At 55.3% G+C, this 18,285-nt stretch carries 13 protein-coding genes; 7 read left to right on the top strand and 6 right to left on the bottom strand.

The window, feature by feature from the left end; all coding sequences use genetic code 11:
- The first annotated feature begins 72 nt into the window (after window positions 1-72).
- The 3 genes from recC (at window position 73) to recD (ending at window position 9,326) form a co-directional block, all read left to right on the top strand.
- Window positions 73-3,495, top strand: a complete 3,423-nt coding sequence (gene recC, locus ACVB80_RS11875) for an exodeoxyribonuclease V subunit gamma (RefSeq protein ID WP_481081495.1) — start codon at window positions 73-75, stop codon at window positions 3,493-3,495.
- Window positions 3,496-3,697: 202 nt separating this feature from the next.
- Window positions 3,698-7,288 (top strand): exodeoxyribonuclease V subunit beta, encoded by a 3,591-nt coding sequence (gene recB, locus ACVB80_RS11870; RefSeq protein ID WP_481081494.1) that lies wholly within the window; start codon window positions 3,698-3,700, stop codon window positions 7,286-7,288.
- On the top strand, window positions 7,281-9,326 hold the full coding sequence (gene recD / locus ACVB80_RS11865; protein ID WP_481081493.1) for an exodeoxyribonuclease V subunit alpha: 2,046 nt from the start codon (window positions 7,281-7,283) through the stop codon (window positions 9,324-9,326). Before recB ends, recD begins: the two co-directional genes overlap by 8 nt.
- A gap of 201 nt (window positions 9,327-9,527) precedes the next feature.
- On the opposite strand, the gene ACVB80_RS11860 is transcribed toward recD, so the two are convergent.
- Window positions 9,528-9,755, bottom strand: a complete 228-nt coding sequence (locus tag ACVB80_RS11860) for a hypothetical protein (RefSeq protein ID WP_481081492.1) — start codon at window positions 9,753-9,755, stop codon at window positions 9,528-9,530.
- A 219-nt stretch (window positions 9,756-9,974) separates the two neighbouring features.
- A complete protein-coding gene (gene argA / locus ACVB80_RS11855) occupies window positions 9,975-11,297 on the bottom strand; it encodes an amino-acid N-acetyltransferase (protein WP_481081491.1) in 1,323 nt (440 codons plus the stop codon).
- Between the two features lie 147 nt (window positions 11,298-11,444).
- On the opposite strand from argA, the gene ACVB80_RS11850 reads away from it, so the two are divergent.
- From ACVB80_RS11850 to csdE, 4 genes are all read left to right on the top strand, one after another.
- Window positions 11,445-11,876, top strand: a complete 432-nt coding sequence (locus tag ACVB80_RS11850; RefSeq protein ID WP_481081490.1) for a DUF2850 domain-containing protein — start codon at window positions 11,445-11,447, stop codon at window positions 11,874-11,876.
- 118 nt (window positions 11,877-11,994) lie between these two features.
- Window positions 11,995-13,098, top strand: coding sequence for a murein transglycosylase A (gene mltA, locus ACVB80_RS11845; protein WP_481081489.1), 1,104 nt, complete (start codon window positions 11,995-11,997; stop codon window positions 13,096-13,098).
- Between the two features lie 64 nt (window positions 13,099-13,162).
- Window positions 13,163-13,963, top strand: coding sequence for a tRNA cyclic N6-threonylcarbamoyladenosine(37) synthase TcdA (gene tcdA, locus ACVB80_RS11840; protein ID WP_481081488.1), 801 nt, complete (start codon window positions 13,163-13,165; stop codon window positions 13,961-13,963).
- A 197-nt stretch (window positions 13,964-14,160) separates the two neighbouring features.
- Window positions 14,161-14,595 carry a cysteine desulfurase sulfur acceptor subunit CsdE gene (gene csdE, locus ACVB80_RS11835; protein WP_481081487.1) on the top strand — a complete coding sequence of 145 codons (435 nt, stop codon included), beginning with the start codon at window positions 14,161-14,163 and terminating at the stop codon, window positions 14,593-14,595.
- A gap of 108 nt (window positions 14,596-14,703) precedes the next feature.
- Here csdE and csdA read toward each other — a convergent pair whose 3' ends face one another.
- The 4 genes from csdA to ACVB80_RS11815 all read right to left on the bottom strand — a co-directional run bounded on the left by csdA (window position 14,704) and on the right by ACVB80_RS11815 (window position 18,264).
- Window positions 14,704-15,897, bottom strand: a complete 1,194-nt coding sequence (gene csdA / locus ACVB80_RS11830; protein ID WP_481081486.1) for a cysteine desulfurase CsdA — start codon at window positions 15,895-15,897, stop codon at window positions 14,704-14,706.
- Between the two features lies 1 nt (window position 15,898).
- Window positions 15,899-16,495 carry a DJ-1 family glyoxalase III gene (locus ACVB80_RS11825; RefSeq protein WP_481081485.1) on the bottom strand — a complete coding sequence of 199 codons (597 nt, stop codon included), beginning with the start codon at window positions 16,493-16,495 and terminating at the stop codon, window positions 15,899-15,901.
- 4 nt (window positions 16,496-16,499) lie between these two features.
- On the bottom strand, window positions 16,500-17,384 hold the full coding sequence (gene panE / locus ACVB80_RS11820; protein ID WP_481081484.1) for a 2-dehydropantoate 2-reductase: 885 nt from the start codon (window positions 17,382-17,384) through the stop codon (window positions 16,500-16,502).
- Window positions 17,385-17,505: 121 nt separating this feature from the next.
- Window positions 17,506-18,264 carry an outer membrane protein OmpK gene (locus ACVB80_RS11815; RefSeq protein WP_481081483.1) on the bottom strand — a complete coding sequence of 253 codons (759 nt, stop codon included), beginning with the start codon at window positions 18,262-18,264 and terminating at the stop codon, window positions 17,506-17,508.
- Window positions 18,265-18,285: the final 21 nt, after the last annotated feature.

Genomic DNA, 18,285 nt, shown 5'->3' with positions numbered 1-18,285 from the left:
GTTTTGTCAACCTTTTCGCCCCTGCTGTGCTACTCTGTGCGAATTGATATTCGCCTTCAGAATGAGCGCCCCGTGTTTACCGTTTATCACTCCAATCAAGTCGATCTGCTTAAATCCCTGCTGGTGGAACTGATCCGCCGCGATCCGCTGGATCACCCGTTCCAGGCCGAGCAAATTCTGGTTCAGAGCCCGGGTATGTCCCAGTGGCTGAAAATGGCCCTGGCCGACGAACTGGGCATTGCTGCCAACGTGGAATTCCCCCTTCCGGCGACCTTTATCTGGGATATGTTTACCCGGGTGCTTCCCGGTGTGCCTGAGCGCAGTGCATTCAATAAAGAAGCCATGACCTGGAAGCTGATGTCACTGCTGCCCGGTCATCTTGATGAGGAGAGCTTTGCCCCGCTTCAGCGCTATCTTGAAGGCGACAGTGACGGCGATAAGCTCTATCAGCTGGCAGAGAAAATCGCCGATATTTTTGATGGCTATCTGGTGTATCGTCCGGAATGGATTGCTGCGTGGGAAGCAGGTGAAGAGGTCGCGGAGCTTGAGGGTGAGCATCCGTGGCAGCCGGTGCTGTGGCGCTCGCTCTATCAGCATACCCGGGAGCTGGGTCAGTCCCATTATCACCGGGCCAACATGTACCAGCACTTTATTGAACAGCTGGCGAAGGCCAAACCGGGGCAGTTGCCGAAAAGGCTGTTTGTGTTCGGTATCTCCTCACTGCCGCCGCGGTATATGGATGCGCTTAAAGCCATCGGTGAGCATACTGATGTTCACCTGATGTTTACCAACCCATGCCGTTACTACTGGGGTGAAGTGCGTGACCGTAAGTATCTGGCCCGGCTTGCCGCACGCGCCCGCCAGCATATGGAGTGGCGCGGTGGAAGGCTTGAGCAGGCCGGTGAGAGTGAGCAGCTTAAAGGCTCGCTGGATGAGAACCTGCACGTTATCGAGGTGGGTAACGGTCTGCTGGCGTCGATGGGCAAGCTTGGGCGGGATAACCATTATCTGCTCTCTCAGCTGGAAGCTCACGAGGTGGAAGCCTTTGTCGACCAGCCCCGGGACAGTCTGCTGCACCATATCCAGGCCGATATCCTCAACCTTGAAGAGCACCAGGACGATAACAAACTGACTGACAGCCTGCATAAGCAGCCGGTCAGCGCCGGAGACCGCTCATTGCAGCTTAACGTCTGCCACAGTCCGATGCGGGAAGTGGAAGTGCTGCACGACAGACTGCTGGAGATGTTTGAGGCTGATCCAACGCTCAATCCCCGCGATGTGATTGTAATGGTGGCGGACATTAACACCTACAGCCCGGCGATTCAGGCAGTGTTTGGCAACGCGCCGGGTGACCGCTATATCCCGTTTTCGGTCTCTGACCGCAGCGCCACCCAGGAAAGTCCGCTGCTGAGCGCATTCCTGCAGTTGCTGGCCCTGCCACAAAGCCGCTGTCAGGCGTCGCAGCTTTTAGAGCTTCTGGAAGTCCCTGCGATTTCGGCCCGCTTTGGCCTTGATGCAATGCAGTTTGAACAGGCCAGAAGCTGGATTGAGGATATGGGCGTGCGCTGGGGACTCGACGGCAGCACTGCAGAAAACCTGGAGCTGCCACAGCTGACCCATAACACCTGGTTGTTTGGTATCCGCCGTGCGCTGCTTGGTTACGCTATGTCTGACCAGGCGGGCCTGTTTGGTGACGGGGAAGACGCGATCGCGCCGTATGGAGAAGTGCAGGGTATGGACGCTGAACTGGCCGGTAAGCTGGCTCACTATGTTCAGACCCTGATTGACTATCGCACCAAACTCGATACCCCGGCCGATGCCAGAACCTGGCATGAGACAATTTATGCCCTGCTGGATGATTTCTTTACTGGCACAGAGCAGGATGAAGCGGCGCTGAAAAACATCCGCGATGCGCTCAGCCAGCTGGCCGAACAGCTCAGTGACGCCTGTTTTGAGCAGCAAATCAGCCCGGTAGTGATGCGTGATTACCTGACTAACCGGTTGTCCGGCAGCCGGGTCAGCCAGCGTTTCCTGGCCGGTCAGGTGAACTTCTGTACCCTGATGCCGATGCGCTCGATTCCGTTTAAAGTCGTGTGTCTGCTTGGAATGAATGATGATGCCTATCCGCGCAGCGTGCCGCCGGAGGGTTTTGACCTTATGGTTGGCCGTACCCGGGCAGGTGACCGTTCCCGCCGGGATGATGACCGCTATCTGTTCCTCGAAGCCCTGCTCTCTGCCGGTCAGCAGCTCTATATCAGTTATGTGGGCCGTTCGATTCAGGACAACAGCGAGAAAGTACCGTCGGTACTGGTCTCTGAGCTGATGGAGTACTGCCATCAGAACTACTGCTTTACCGGTGATGAGGGGCTGGAAGTGGATGTTTCCGGTGACAGACTGCTGGCAGAATTGACACATCATCATTCCATGACCCCGTTCAGCCCGCAGGCATTCTGTGGCGATTCAGCCAGTTATGCACGTGAGTGGCTGCCGGTAGCCAATCGTGATGGTCAGGCCGCGCAGGCGTTTATTACCCCGCTGGGCGATGCGCTGGCAGAGTTTTCACCGGAGGTGCCAGTAGAGCTGGAGCTGGCTGAACTGCAGCGTTTCTGGCGCTCTCCGGTTCAGTACTTCTTTAACCGCCGCCTGAAAGTGTTTTTTAATCCGCCACAGGGCGGAGTGGAAGATGATGAGCCATTCGCGCTTGGCGGACTGGAAGGATACCAGTTGCGCGACGGCCTGCTGGAAACCATGCTGGCGAACGCGGGCAATCCGGACCAGGCGGTGGAAGCTTATGTAACCCAACAGCGCGCACAGGGGCGTCTGCCGTTTGGCGCGTTTGGTGAGCTGGAGTTTGCCCAGATCCATGGCCAGACCGAAGCCCTGTTCAACGCTCTGATCCCGCTGACTGGCGCCCCGCTGGAGGATAAAGAAGTCCGCCTCAGCCTGACCATTGATGGTCGTGAGTGGCAGTTAAACGGCTGGCTGAAGCAGCGCTATCAGTCCGGCCTGCTGCGCTACCGGGTGGGCGCTGTCCGTCCGCAGGATATTCTGGCGACCTGGATTGACCACCTGAGTCTTGCGTCTATGGGGGAAAGTACCCCGGCGAACCTGATTGGATATGACAAAAAAGCCGGTACCGTGCACTGCCGTTTTGCCCCGGTTGAACCGGGACAGGCCCGCGCTGCACTGACAGAACTGGTGCGCCTGTATCACCAGGGGCTGAACGTGCCGCTGGCTTATTTCCCGAAAACCGCCAAAGCCGGTCTGGATGCCTGCATCAAAGAGGGCGAGTGGCTGGATGACAAGAAAGAAGACGCGCTGAAGAAAATGGCCGGAGCGTTTGAAGATGGCTTCTTCCCGGGTGAGGGCAGTGATGAGTATATCCGCCGCATCTGGCCGCAGTGGAGTGAAGAGCTTGCAGAGCAGGTATGGCAAAACAGCGCTCTGGTTCTTCAGGCGGCATTGATGGTTATGGAGATACGGGAAGAGGAGTAGGGTGGTCGCCAGCAACTCATTATTTTATGTAGGGTGTTTGCTGTGCGACCACAGGGTCAGAGGTACCCAAATTCGATGGCAGGGATAGTAACGACACTTTTATCTGCATGCCGTGAGACAGATCTCACCGGAGCGGATAATCTGCTGCCAATGCACCAATGGTTTTAATTTTTCAGTGTTTGATCACACAAAAGTATGCGATATGACAACGACAACAGGATCAGTAAATCAGCTTGATACCATGACTTTCCCGCTGCACGGCGCCCGTTTGATTGAGGCCTCGGCGGGTACCGGTAAAACCTTTACCATTGCCGGACTGTACCTGCGCCTGCTGCTGGGGCATGGCGATGAGCAAACCCGTCACAGCGAGCCGCTGACGGTAGATAAGATCCTGGTAGTGACCTTTACCGAGGCCGCTACCGCTGAACTGCGTGACCGCATCCGCGCCCGAATCCATGATGCCCGGCTGGCTTTTGCCCGTGGTGAAAGCAGCGACCCGGTAATAGCCCCTCTGCTGGAGGCAACTGTTGATCACAGCTACGCCCAGCAGTTGTTGCTGGCAGCCGAGCGGCAGATGGATGAAGCGGCGGTTTACACCATCCATGGTTTCTGTCAGCGGATGCTGACCCAGAATGCGTTTGAGTCCGGCAGCCGGTTTAACAACGAGTTTGTGACCGATGAAAGCAAGCTCAAAGCTCAGGTGGTAGCGGACTACTGGCGTCGTCATTTCTATCCCTTGTCCCGCGAGCTTTCTGGTCAGGTGCGAGAGTTCTGGGCTACCCCGCAGGCCCTGCTGGGCCAGGTCGCCCCGTATCTGAGTGGTGGTGAACTTTGCTTTACCACTCCGCCGCTGGACGGCTCTCTTGCAGAGGCGTACCAGCAAAATCTTGAGCGTATTGGTGAGCTGAAGGCACTGTGGCGCGACGCGCAGCCGGATATCCATGATCTGATTGCAAACTCCGGTATTAACAAACGCAGCTACACCAAAAAATCCCTGCCAAACTGGATTGAGCAGGTCTCCGCCTGGGCGCTGAGCGAAACCAGTTCAGGGCGGTTCCCGGAGAACCTTTACCGCTTTGGCCAGCAGGAACTGAACAGCAAAACGCCAAAAGGCGAGCCACCGGAACACCCGGTGTTTGTCGCTATCGATCAGTTTTTGTCTGAGTCTTCCAGCCTTAAAGAGCCGTTGCTGGCACACGCGGTGCTGGAGTGCCGCGCTATGCTGGCTCAGGCTAAGCGGGAAAAGAACTGGCTGTCGTTTGATGATCTGCTGACCCAGCTCGGCAGCGCGGTGGAGCAGGATGAAAGCGGCGTGCTGACCAGCCGGATCCGCTCGCTTTATCCGGTCGCGATGATCGATGAATTTCAGGATACCGACCCGCAGCAGTACAGCATCTTCAGTCGTATCTATCTGCCTGAGCCGCAGTGCGGCCTGTTTATGATTGGTGACCCCAAGCAGGCGATTTATGCGTTTCGCGGCGCGGACATTTTTACTTATATCCGCGCCCGTAATGAAGTGACCGATCACTACACCCTTGGGACTAACTGGCGTTCTTCTGCTGAGATGGTCGGTGCGGTGAACCGGGTGTTTGAAGCCGCTGACAGCCCGTTTATCTATGACCAGGACATTCCGTTTCTGCCGGTCAAATCCTCCCCCGGTGCCGATGGACGCAAGTGGGTGTGTGACGGGCAGGAGCAGGCTGCACTGAATTTCTGGCTGCACGAGAGTGAAGATGGCAAGCCGGTTACCAAAGGTGACTATCTGGAGCGGATGTCGGAAGCCACCGCAGAGCAGATCTGTCATATCCTGACCTGCGCCGATCAGGATAGAGCCTGGCTGGAAAAAAGCGGGAAAAAAGCGCCGCTTAAAGCCGGGAATATCGCGGTACTGGTGCGCACCGGTCATGAGGGCCGGATGGTCAAACAGGCGCTGTTTGAGCGCGGTATCGCCAGCGTCTATCTCTCCAACCGCGACAGCGTGTTTCAGAGCCCGCTGGCTCAGGACGTGCTGCGTTTGCTCCAGGCGGTACTGAACCCGGAAGATGACCGTAACCTGCGCGCATGCCTGGCCTCTTCCCTGTTTGCCATGACCGCCGAAACGCTGGACAGACTGAATCAGGATGAAACCGTGTGGGAAAACACCCTGAATGAGTTTCGTACCTACCGCCAGCTCTGGCAGCAGCGCGGCGTGATGCCGATGATCCGCGCAGTGATGGTGAAAAATGAGATCGCCGAGCGAATGCTTCAGGACGGTGAAGGTGAACGTCAGCTGACTGACCTTTTGCACCTTGGCGAACTGCTGCAGCAGACCGCTCAGGAAGTCGACAGCGACCACGGCCTGGTGCGCTGGCTGGCTGAGACCATCGCCGATGTAACTCAGGGGCTGGCTGGTGCTGCGGATGAGCAGATCCAGCGCCTCGAATCTGAACGCAACCTGGTGCAGATCGTCACCATCCATAAGTCCAAAGGTCTGGAGTATGACCTGGTGTTCCTGCCGTTTGTCTGTGCCAGTCGTCCGGCTCAGGAAGCGCGTTATCACGACGAGCAGAGCGGAAAGACAGTGGTAGACCTTTTGCTGGGGGATGACGCACTGGCAGCGGCAGACAAAGAACGTCTCGCCGAAGATCTGCGTCTGATCTATGTCGCCCTGACCCGTGCAGTCTATGGCAGTTATGTGGGTATGACGCCTATCCGCAAAGGCCGCTCATCCAAAGACCCGAGCGGGGTGGATCAGAGTGCGATGGGCTACCTGGTGCAAAATGCTGAATCACTGGCCGCGGCAGAGCTTGCAGGCAGGCTGACCGCCCTGGCCGAAAGTCACAGCGGTATGGCCTGGGTGACCATGCCTGAGACAGAAGACTCCCGCTATCAGCCGCCACAGGAGCAGAGCGAAATGCTGGCCGCGCGTGAGTTTGGCGGTCAGATTGAACGCGACTGGCGGATCAGCAGTTATTCCGGTCTGGCCCGTCAGGGCAGCCATGGCAAAGAGAGTGGCTTTGAAGTGTCGCTGACCGAAGGGGACAGTGATTCGAAGGAGAATCAGGCTCCCTCTGTTGAGCCGGAGCGCAGCATCTTTACTTTCCCGCGCGGCGCACGCCCGGGTACGTTTTTGCACACCCTTTTTGAAGAGATCGAATATACCGACCCGGCAGGCTGTGAGGCAACGCAGCAGACGATTGAAGAACTGCTGGAAAAAGAGCAGTTTGACAGTGAGTGGCTGCCGGTACTGACGGAAATGGCAGACAGGGTACTGAGCACACCGCTTGACGGTGGTGAGCTTAAACTCAATCAGGTCCCGCCGGCTCAGCGGCTGGTGGAGATGGAGTTTCTGCTGCCGATCAAAGTGCTCTCTGCGCCGCTGTTTAACCAGCTGGCACACAGCTACGATGAGTTGTCTAAAGCTGCCGGAGAGCTCGGTTTCTACACCGTGCGCGGCATGCTGAAAGGCTTTATCGACCTGGTGTTTGAGCACGAAGGACGCTTTTACGTGCTGGACTGGAAGTCGAACTATCTGGGCGACAGCGTTACCGATTATCACGGTCAGGCACTGCGTGAGGCGATGGCGGATCACCGCTATGATCTGCAGTATCAGATTTACGCGCTGGCGCTGCACCGTTTCCTTAAATCCCGTCTGGCAGATTACGACTTTGAGCGCCATTTTGGCGGGGTTTACTATGTCTTTTTACGCGGTATGGACGGGGAGAGTGGCCACGGCGTCTTCTCTGCCAGGCCGCCACAGGCGTTTATTGAACAATTTGACCGGCTGATCGATGGTGAGGTGGAAAATGCTTAATATCCTCAAAGAGTGGTGCGATGCGGGTGTGATCCGTCAGCTGGATTATCAGTTTGGCCGCTTTATCTCTTCTCTGGAAGAAGAGCAGGGCGAACTGGTGGGCTTTATCGCCGCGCTGGCGAGCTATGAACTTGGCCGCGGGCATATATGTCTCGAACTTGGCGGACTCGACCTGAGCGAAAAACTGGGGCTGTATGGCGAAAGTGCGGAGCGGCTGCAGGCGAAACTCAACAGCAGCGGCTGGCAACTGGCGCTGGAAAAGGCGCGATGTACTGGTGACGGAAGTACCGCTACGCCGCTGGTCCTGCAGGAAGACAAGCTGTACCTGCACCGTTACTGGCAGTACGAGTCAGCGCTGGCGGAACACCTGCGCAGCCTGGCGAGCCCGGTGGAACTGGGCAGCACACAGTTTGCAGAGATGCAGCAACTGCTCAGTCAGCTGTTTGCTCCTCAGTACGGATTTCTGTTTCATGCGCTCAAAGCACAGACCGGCAGCAATCAGGTGCAAAGACAGCAACTGGTGTGCGATATGCTGGACGTGGTTGCCCCGGATTCCCTGAACTGGCAGGCCATCGACCAGATACTGACCGGTGCACGCAGTTCGGCAGATCTTGAGGCCCTGTCCGGGCTGATACCGCTCTCTGTTTGCCTCAACTGGCAGAAAGTAGCGGCCGCGACCGCGCTGACCCGCCGCTTTGCAGTGATTTCTGGTGGACCGGGTACAGGTAAAACGACAACCGTAACCAAATTGCTTGCGGCGCTGGTTAAACAGGCTGGTGAAGAGACGCCGGTCATTCGTCTGGTGGCGCCAACCGGTAAAGCGGCGGCGAGACTTACCGAGTCCATCGGCGCGGCGATTGATCAGTTGCCGGTTGAACCGGAACTGCGTGATGCGATTCCCCGTACGGCAGGAACCATTCACCGACTGCTGGGCGCAGTGGCAGGCAGTGCGGAGTTTCGTCATAACCGCAGTAATCCGCTGCATCTGGATGTGCTGGTGGTCGATGAGGCCTCAATGGTGGACCTGCCAATGATGTATAAGCTGACCCAGGCGCTGCCGCCGCATGCGCGGCTAATTCTGCTGGGGGATAAAGATCAGCTGGCGTCGGTGGAAGCCGGTGCCGTACTGGGGGATATCTGCTCTTATCTCAGCATGGGTTACAGCCAGGTACACAGTCAGCAACTGAGTGGCCTTACCGGCTATCAGTGGCTGGAACAGCACGCGGCCACACACAATGCACCGCTGGCAGACTGTTTGTGTATGCTGCAAAAGAGCTACCGTTTTGACGCCCGCTCCGGTATTGGCCAGCTGGCCAAAGCGGTCAACGCCGGAGACCCGTCGCGCCTGGCAGCGGTCTGGAACCAGGGATTTGAGGATATCGCCCTGCACCCGATGTCGGTGGAAAGCTACCGTGCGATGATCGCCATGGCCAGAGAGGGCTACCGCAGCTGTCTTGAAACCATTCACGCAGGGAAAACCGATGAAGCGCTGGCCCGTACAGCACTGTCTGAGTTTGCCCGCTGCCGGGTGCTGTGCGCCCTGCGCGAAGGAGAATTTGGTATTGCCGGGCTGAATCAGAGGATTGAGCAGAGCCTGAAACGGGCGAACCTTATCCCGAAGACCGAGGAGATGTGGTACGCGGGGCGTCCTGTCATGGTGACCCGAAACGATCCTGGCCTCGGGCTGTTTAACGGTGATATCGGCCTGTGTCTGCTCGATGAAAGCGGTGATGAACCAAGGCTGAGAGTGTACTTTGAACTGCCGGACGGCACGCTGAAAAGCGTATTGCCAAGCCGGGTTCCCCAGCATGAAACCGCCTGGGCGATGACGATTCACAAATCTCAGGGCAGTGAGTTTGAGCACACCATTATGGTGTTGCCAGCGGACTTTTCTCCGCTTCTGACCCGCGAGCTGATTTATACCGGACTGACCCGGGCGAAGAAGAAGCTGGATCTGTTTTGTTCTGAGATGGTTTTGAACCGGGGCGTGAAAATTCGTACAAGGCGAAGCAGCGGACTGGCTGAGAAGCTGGGGTAATACCAATCTACATAAGTATCAGGTCGCCCTTGCTGGTTAAATTCGCCGTTTTCCGCGTTGGAGATTTTGTAATTAGCGCCACTAGTTACTGCAATCTCCGCCTTGAAAACAACGAATTTTCCTGCGCAATGACTGACCAGATATTTATCCAGATTGGTATAAGAAGGGGAGAGAGCAAAATACCATCCCTGGTATTATCGGTTAGCTGGCCTGGCTTTCCTTTTTTTGGGAAGTCTGGCCGGCAGCAGGGCGTTCAAAAATTTCAGAAAAAGAGATGTTTTTAATATTGCAGCGTTGTTGGTAGGACAAAATAAAGCGCTGCATGCTTTTGTCTGCAGGAAAAACGCAGTGCACGTCCATTCCTTCCAGAAACTGGTTGTCCGCCATATCCCAGAAGCTCTGGGGAGAGTTGCAAATCACGGTTTTCATTATGTCAGTTATGCTCGCACGTGTTTATTACCCGCGTCCTGGCATTTTCTCGAAAATGAGTAACCTCCGTGTGACAGGCAGCAGGAGAGTGGTCACTCCCCAGCTGCGGGCGCAGATTGTACCAGCGGTTTGGTTAAAAAACACCCGCAATTAGCAGCATATCAGTACTATTTTACCAATCTCTTAATTATCATAGAGTTGGATTTTGTAAATTCTCAGTTAAACCACCAGCCTGAGTACTTTTGAGCGTCTCTGGAAGTTGTACAGCCCCTGTTTTCCCTTAGGCAGGGACTCAATGTTCACTTCGGTGAAGCCCTGCTCCAGAAACCAGTGCAGGCTTCGGGTGGTCAGTACGAACAGGTTTTTGAGTGACAGCTCTTTGGCCCGCTGATGGATGTGTTTGAGCAGGTGAACCCCGCGGTTACCATCCCGGTAATCGGGATGAATAGCAACGCAGGCCATCTCCGCTGAAGCATCTTCCGGGTAGGGGTAGAGCGCGGCGCAACCAATGATCAGGCCATCCTTCTCGATAATGGTGAAGTGGTGAATTTCCTGTTCCAGCTGCTCCCTTGAGCGGCGGACCAGTACGCCCTGCTGCTCCAGCGGGCGGATAAGATCCAGAATACCGCCAATATCATCAATCCCCGCCTGGCGGATCTGCTCTGCACTGGCCATCACCACCTGGGTGCCGATACCGTCCAGAGAGAACAGTTCCTGAATCAGCGCACCGTCGGCTTTATAGCTGACCAGGTGACTGCGCGGGACGCCGGCCCGGCACGCGGCAATCGCCCCGCGAAGAAAGCGGACTGAACCGGAATCACTCTCACCAGACTGCATTCTTGCCAGGATCACCTGGGCTTCGTGAGGGAAGAGTTCAGCCAGTACTTCTCCGTTTTCATCCAGGATGCCGTGTTCAGAGCAAAAGCCGATCAGTTTGTCGGCTCTGAGCTTTATCGCCACCTGAGTCGCGACCTCTTCGGAGAGCAGGTTAAAACTCTCGCCGGTTACAGAGCTGCCAAGCGGGCCAAGCAGCACAATGGAGCCCTGGTCGAGCATACGGTTGATGCCGTCGCTGTCGATACGGCGAATACGGCCGCTGTGGCAGTAGTCGGTTCCGTCATCGATCCCCAGCGGCTGAGCAACGATAAAGTTGCCGCTTACCACGTTGAGCTGGGCTCCGGCCATTGGGGTATTGTTCATGCTCATCGAGAGCCTGGCGGTAATATCGAGCTGCATTTGCCCGGCTGCCTGCATCGCCAGTACCAGTGCCTCTGCATCTGTGACCCGGATCCCTTTGTGGTAAGGCGTTTCGATACCGTGCTGGGCCAGGCGGTGGCTGATTTGTGGCCTTGCTCCATGAACCAGTACGATTTTGACCCCTAAACTATGCAGCAGCGCAATGTCACTGATAATATTGTTGAAATTCTGGTCCTGATACGCTTCGCCGCCGAGCATAATCACCATGATTTTTCCACGGTGTGCGGTAACGTATGGAGCGGACTGGCGAAAGCCTTTCACCAGGGCGGTACTTCTGATTTTCACGGGCAGCATCCTTGTTTATTTATGCGATAATAATGACTATAAATTCACTGACATGCAACCCTGAATCAGAGATTTGTTCAATTTTTCAGCCCACGGGCTGACGGTCTGTATTACTCTTAAATTATGCGTTCATCTGTTAGTCAAATTATGAAACAGCCAGCAAAAAAACAGCAGCCACGCTCCATGTTCTACTCATTTCGGGTGTGGTTTCTGGTCGCGATCATCTTTATGGGCCTCGGGTACGGAGGGGCAAAGCTCTACCTCGATCAGCAAAAGGTGGCAAAAGTTTACAGTAAGCAGGTGTATGGCACCTGGGTGGAGCAAAATGTCGCTGGGTATGCCGCAGACAGCTTTACCATTACCCCGGAAGGCGTTTTTATCGAAGAGCGGCAGGTTTCTTCGAAATATGACTTTGATGGTGTGACGCTGGAGTTTTCGGTTGGTGGTCAGATACACCGTTTTGAAGTGGTGAATGCGGCGATGACCAAGCTCAAGCGTACCGCACCGGCGCACTATGAATCTGTATTTATCAACACCAGCCCGCCACCACCGCTGGAGGTGATGGACGCAGGGTGGTAGTTCATCTGGTTACCGGCTGCCCAGTCAGCCGGTAAATCTTAATTATTTACAAACCTCTGCTTGCGCGCGTGAAATCCCTTTGTCATCCTGAACAGAATCAACAAAGGGAAGTCATTTCGTGATCAAGAAAATCCTCTCTCTCGGCGTCATTGTGACGCTGGCTGGCTGTGCACAACCGACTGATCGTGGTCAGCAGTACCAGGACGGCGAGTTTTCCAGAAATCTGAATAAAGCGGAGACCATTGAGTCCAACGTTCCGCGTAATTTCACCAAGTTCAGCCGCCAGGCGCATGAAGTAGTGAGCCGTTCTCCGTCTATGGCTCAGATTTATCAGCCCCTGTATGAGCAGCTGGAAGTCTGGGCGCAGCAGAGCGGTAACCCGGATGAACTGGCGAACTATGGTATTCAGCTGGCCCAGCTTGGCGGTGGCGACAAAAAAGGTAACGTACTGTTTACCGGCTACTTCTCGCCAGTGATTGAACTGAAACACCAGCCGGACGCAGAGTTTCGTTACCCGGTGTACCGTATGCCGGAGTGTGGCGAGCGATGCCCGACCCGCGCCGAAATAAATGACGGTGCGCTGGAGGGGCAGGGGCTGGAGCTGGGCTACGCCGCGAACATGATCGACCCGTTTATCATGGAAGTGCAGGGCAGTGGCTTTGTTCACTTTGGCGATGATGACACCCTTGAGTATTTCGCTTACGGTGGCAAGAACGGCCACGCTTATGTGAGTATTGGTAAGGTGCTGATTGAGCGTGGTGAAGTGCCGCGTGAAAAGATGTCACTGAAAGCGATTAAAGAGTGGGTGATGGCCCAGGACGAAGCGACGGTACGTGAGCTTCTGGAGCATAACACCTCTTATGTCTTCTTTGAGCCGCGCTCAGCCGCGCCGGTGACGGGCACAGCAGGTATTCCGTTGCTGCCGATGGCTTCGGTAGCCGGTGACCGTTCCCTGTTCCCTATGGGCACACCTCTGCTGGCCGAAGTACCGCTGCTGAATGCTGATGGCAGCTGGAGCGGTGCTCATGAACTGCGACTGCTGCTGGTGCTTGATACCGGTGGTGCGGTGAAAGAGAACCATCTGGACCTCTACCATGGCATGGGCGCATTTGCCGGAACCCAGGCCGGGCACTACAAGCATTTTGGCCGGGTATGGAAGCTGGGGCTGCAGAGCACGCCAACACAGGCTCCCTGGGCGATGCCACCGGAAAAACAGCAGTAGACATTTTTACAAAGAGTGCGTATAAAACGCACTCTTTTGTTTTATTGAATCCAGGGTTAGCCTCATGCGTGAACTGACAACTCCAGCCTCCGAAAACTATGACCAGCGCTTTGGCGGCACGCGCCGTCTGTATGGCCATGATCAGGTGGAAGTGCTGAGGGCATCCCATGTTTGTGTGGTGGGCATTGGCGGTGTTGGCTCCTGGGCGGTGGAAGCGCTGGCGCGTACCGGTATCGGTGAGCTGACGCTGATCGACATGGATGACGTGTGTGTGACCAATATTAACCGTCAGATCCACGCCATGAACGGCACCGTCGGTCAGAGTAAAATTGAAGTGATGGCTGAGCGGGTGAAGCTGATCAACCCGGAGTGTAAAGTTAACCTGATTGATGACTTTATCTCACCGGACAACCTGCCAGAGTACATCACCAAAGAGTTCGACTATGTGCTTGATGCTATCGACAGCGTAAAAGCCAAGGCTGCTCTGCTGGCTTACTGTAAGCGCAATAAGATCAAAATCATCACGACCGGTGGTGCCGGTGGTCAGGTAGACCCGACTCAGATTAAAGTCGCTGACCTGGCCCGCACTATTCAGGACCCGCTGGCGAAGAAAATCAAAGACAACCTGCGCCGCTTCTATAATTTCAGCAAGAATCCTCAGCGTAAGTTCGGTATCGACTGCGTGTTCTCTACAGAGCAGCTGAAATACCCACAGGCAGACGGCAGCGTCTGTGCCGCCAAATCCAGCGCCGAAGGCCCGAAACGCATGGACTGCGCCAGCGGGTTTGGAGCAGCGACCGTTGTTACTGCGACGTTTGGGTTTGTTGCGGTATCGCGGATAGTTGAAAAGCTGACGAGGAAATAGAGGTCCTGGGTTTTCAGGTCCTGGATCCTGGGGGAAGCGCGTTGTTATAACGGAGAAACTCTGTTTAATTCGGGTTGACCTGAGAGTTTTTTTTCTCATACTTGCAGTACCCAGTACCCAGTACCCAGTACCCAGTACCCAGTACCCAGTACCCAGTACCCAGTACCGCAACCTCCACTACCAAAACAGAACAAACTATGACAACTTTACCCCCATCCCCTTTCGGCTCCGAAATCACCGCTGAGCAAGTCCGGACTACCATGCAGTCTTTTAAAGGCTGGGAAGACCGCTATCGTCAGGTGATCCAGTGGGGGAAAAAACTGCCGAAGATGCCCGATGAGCTGAAGTCCGAGCAGGTGACAGTCGCAGGCTGTGAAAGCCAGGTCTGGCTGGTGAGTGAGTGTGTTGATGGCGTGTGGCACTTCTGCGCCGATTCTGACGCCCGTATCGTTCGCGGCCTGATCGCACTGGTGATGGCGGCTTATAACGAAAAAACCGCAGAGCAAATCCGCGGTTTTGATATTGATGCCTATTTTGAAGCCACCGGCCTGATCGCTCACCTGAGTCCATCGAGAGGGAACGGGCTGAAGGCGATTGTGGAAGAGATTCAGCAGCTTGTTCAGGACGACTAGCGGTACTGTGGTTCTGTGGTGCTATGGCCCTGTGGATTGTTACCATAGAACCATAGAACCATAGAACCATAGAACCATAGAACCTGATATTCCCTCTTTTATTTCTGCCTATAGCAGCTCCAGCGCTTTCTCAACTCCCGCCACCAGCTTCTCCACATCTTCCATCGTATTGTAGATCCCAAATGACACCCTGACGGTGCCGCTGACACCGAAAGCGTCCATCAGTGGGTGGGCACAATGGTGGCCTGCGCGTACGGCGATGTTTTGCTGGTCGAGCAGGGTAGCGATGTCCTGGTGGTGGATACCATCGATCACGAAAGTCAGCACGCTGGCGTCTTGCTGGTAGCCGAGCAGGCGCAGGTCATCGTCCAGTGCCTGGAGCTTTTGCGCTGCGGTTTGCTGCAGTTTATGCAGGTGGGCTTCTATTTCACTGCGGTCAAAGCTGTTGTACCACTTAATCGCAGCCGCCATGGCGATGGCTCCGGCGATGTTTGGGGTGCCGGCTTCGAATTTGCCTGGCAGGCCGGAGAAGGTGGTCTGTTCAAAGGTGACCTTTTCCACCATTTTTCCGCCGCCGTGCCACGGGGGCATCTGCTCAAGCAGGGATTGTTTTCCATAAAGCGCGCCGATACCGGTTGGGGCATAGAGCTTGTGGCCGGAAAACAGGTAGAAGTCGGCGCCCAGAGTCTGTACGTCTACCTTCTCGTGAACAATACCCTGCGCGCCATCGACCACCACGATTGCGCCTTTGGCGTGTGCTTTCTCAATAATGGTTTCGATTGGCTGGCGGTAACCGGTCACATTGGTGATATGGGCGACTGCAACCAGCGCGGTTTTGTCACTTAGCAGGGCCTCAAAGGTATCCATGTCCAGTTCCCCGGTGGGGGTCATGGGGATCTTCACTACCTTAGCGCCGGTCTGACCCGCCACCATCTGCCATGGCACGATGTTGGCGTGGTGTTCCATTTCACCCACCAGGATCTCATCACCGGGTTTAAGTGTGCTGCGTGCCCAGGTCTGGGCGACCAGGTTTACTGCTTCTGTAGCGCCGCGGGTCCAGATTATCTCCTTGCTGCTGGCGGCATTCAGAAAGCTGCGTACGGTTTCCCGGGCGTCTTCAAATGCGCTGGTGGCTTTGGCTGTCAGGCTGTGACTGCCGCGGTGAACGTTGGCGTTCTGGCTGGCGTAATACTGTTGCAGCGTATCGAGCACCACCTGAGGTTTTTGGGTGGTGGCAGCGCTGTCGAGATAGACCAGGTCACTGCCGGTGATCGACGGAAACTGAGAGCGGACGTTTTGCATCTTACTGGCCCAGATCGTGATAGTTAAGGTTAGGCAGGGTCACCATCGGCTCGGCAATGCTCCATGCATGCGCTTTGCCTGACAGGCGGATCACCACTTCCATGGCAAACTCCAGTGCACTGCCCGGCCCCTGACTGGTAATCAGGTTATGGTTTACGTCCATAAACACGCGCTTGACCCGGTACTTGTCCGCCGGAATACGCTCTGCGAACGCCGGGTGGCAGGTCATCAGGGCATCGGTATAGAGACCGTTTTCCTGAAGGACGACTGCAGGGGCGGCGCAGATAGCGCCCAGCAGGCGGCCGTCATACATGTGCTGGCGGATCATCTCTGTCAGCAGAATGCTGTTACGGAAGGCTTCGCTGCCACCCACACCGCCAGGCAGTAAAATGGCATCAAACTCATCATCAGCCACATCCACCAGGCGACAGTCTGCGGTAAGGGTGACGCCACGGGAGGCTTTCATGGTCAGGCTGCCGTCTGACTCGGCGCTGGCGACCACGACTTCATAACCGGCACGCACCATAATATCGATGATGGTAACCGCTTCCATTTCCTCGCTGCCGGCAGCGATGGGGATAAGAATTTTATGGCTCATAGGGTCAGCTCCGGGTCTGTTCAATTTGTTTTACTTCATCAACCATCTGCTGGTTGGCGGGTACAGGCAGTGCGTGCCTGCGGGCGCACTTTACAACGTAGCCGTTAATAAAGTCTATCTCAGTTGGCCTGTTATGGGCGATATCCTGATTCATGGATGACAGGTTGGCCGCAGTGGCAGTGATTACCTGATTCACCAGCGCGAGCATTTCTTTGTTGTTGGCGCTCATGCCTTCGGCGTTCATTACCTGACAGGTTTCTTCAACCAGTTTTTTTACTGCCGGATGGTACTGCTCCAGGGCCAGATCGCCATTTGGGCACTGATGAATCGCGGTCAGCGGGTTAATAGCGCAGTTGATCACCAGCTTTTGCCACAGGGCCTGGTTTATATCCGGGTTCCAGATGGCCTGATCAAGGGCGTGGTTAAACACGTCCGCCAGAAAATCGCAGCGCTTTCCGGCTTCATTCCAGCCGCCAAGCTGAGTTGTGCCATTTCCAGTGTGTCTGACTTTATCTGATGCAGTTTTCAGCGCAGCCTGGGTGGTGGTCGCCAGTACTACCGGAAAGTCACCCAACTGGTTCGCCAGTGTGTCCACTGCGCCCATGCCGTTGTGCATCAGGACGATAATCGTTTCCGGGGCAAGCTCAGGCAGCAGGGGTAACAGGGCCTGCTCCACCTGCCAGGCTTTTACCGTTACCAGCAGCAGGTCGCATTCATTTAGCTGCTCTTTCTGATTGACCGGAAACTCCAGGGCTTTGTCGTCATCAAGCTGAAGTTCAGCTTTGTCAGCCGTGCGGCGCTGCCACAGCATCACATTATGCCCGGCCAGGGCCAGTTTAACTGCCCACAGCGAGCCAATGGCACCGGGGCCTAATACGGTAATATTCAATCTGTTATCCGGACTGGAAATGATGGGGCAAAGGATAGCGGGGAGGGGGCGTTAAGCCAAGTCGCAGGTATAAAAAATGGCGCTCCGGGAGCGCCATTTTCAGTATCTGTAAGTTCTGAAATCAGAACTTGTAGTTGATACGGTAGATAACCAGGTCGTTGTAGTCTTTGATACCCAGTTTGTTGTGGGTAAAGCGGTACAGTACGCCGGTAGACCAGTCTTTGTGGAAGTTCCACATTGCATTCAGGCTGCCGTTCAGACCTTGCTTGCCGCCCTGAAGTTCTGCGTATTCGTCGCTGCGACCAAATTCATACTCACCCCAGGTAGAGAACGTGAAGCTTTGACCAGCGATATCTGTGTTGTAGAAACCAACCCAACCAGCCATGCCGCCGTTTGCGCCATTTACTGCAGATACAGACTTGTCTTTGTTGGTCTTAGACGTGTTTACCTGATGAACACCGATAAATGGAGTAAAGCCCCAACCATCACCGCTCAGGCCAGTGTAACCAAAACCAACAACACGGTTCTGCTCGTGGAAAGCAAAAGCGTCACCATCAGTGTTGTAAACCTGTGCGTACAGAGATGCACCAGTGTCGCCCAGATTGTAGTGGATAGAACCTTTCAGTGATGCACCGCGGTTATCCTGAGCTTTGTCTACGCCTTCGTAGTCGTAGAAGCCGTACATCTGACCCCAGTCAAATACAGCGCCGCCTTCGATACCCAGTACAGCTTTGTTACGGTAGCCGTGGTCATTTTCGATGCCGTTATCCCATGCCTGGTGATCCAGGTACATGCCACCGAAACCAAACAGGTATTCTGCTTGTGCTGGGACAGCTGCAGCAGCAGCAACCAGGCTTAGAGCTAAAATTGATTTACGCATAAGATGTCTACTCTTTCAAAA

This window comes from Vibrio sp. 9-16B-A1 (assembly GCF_056726165.1).
Note: the sequence above shows the minus strand (reverse complement) of the source record. Positions and strands in the feature narration are given on the sequence as shown.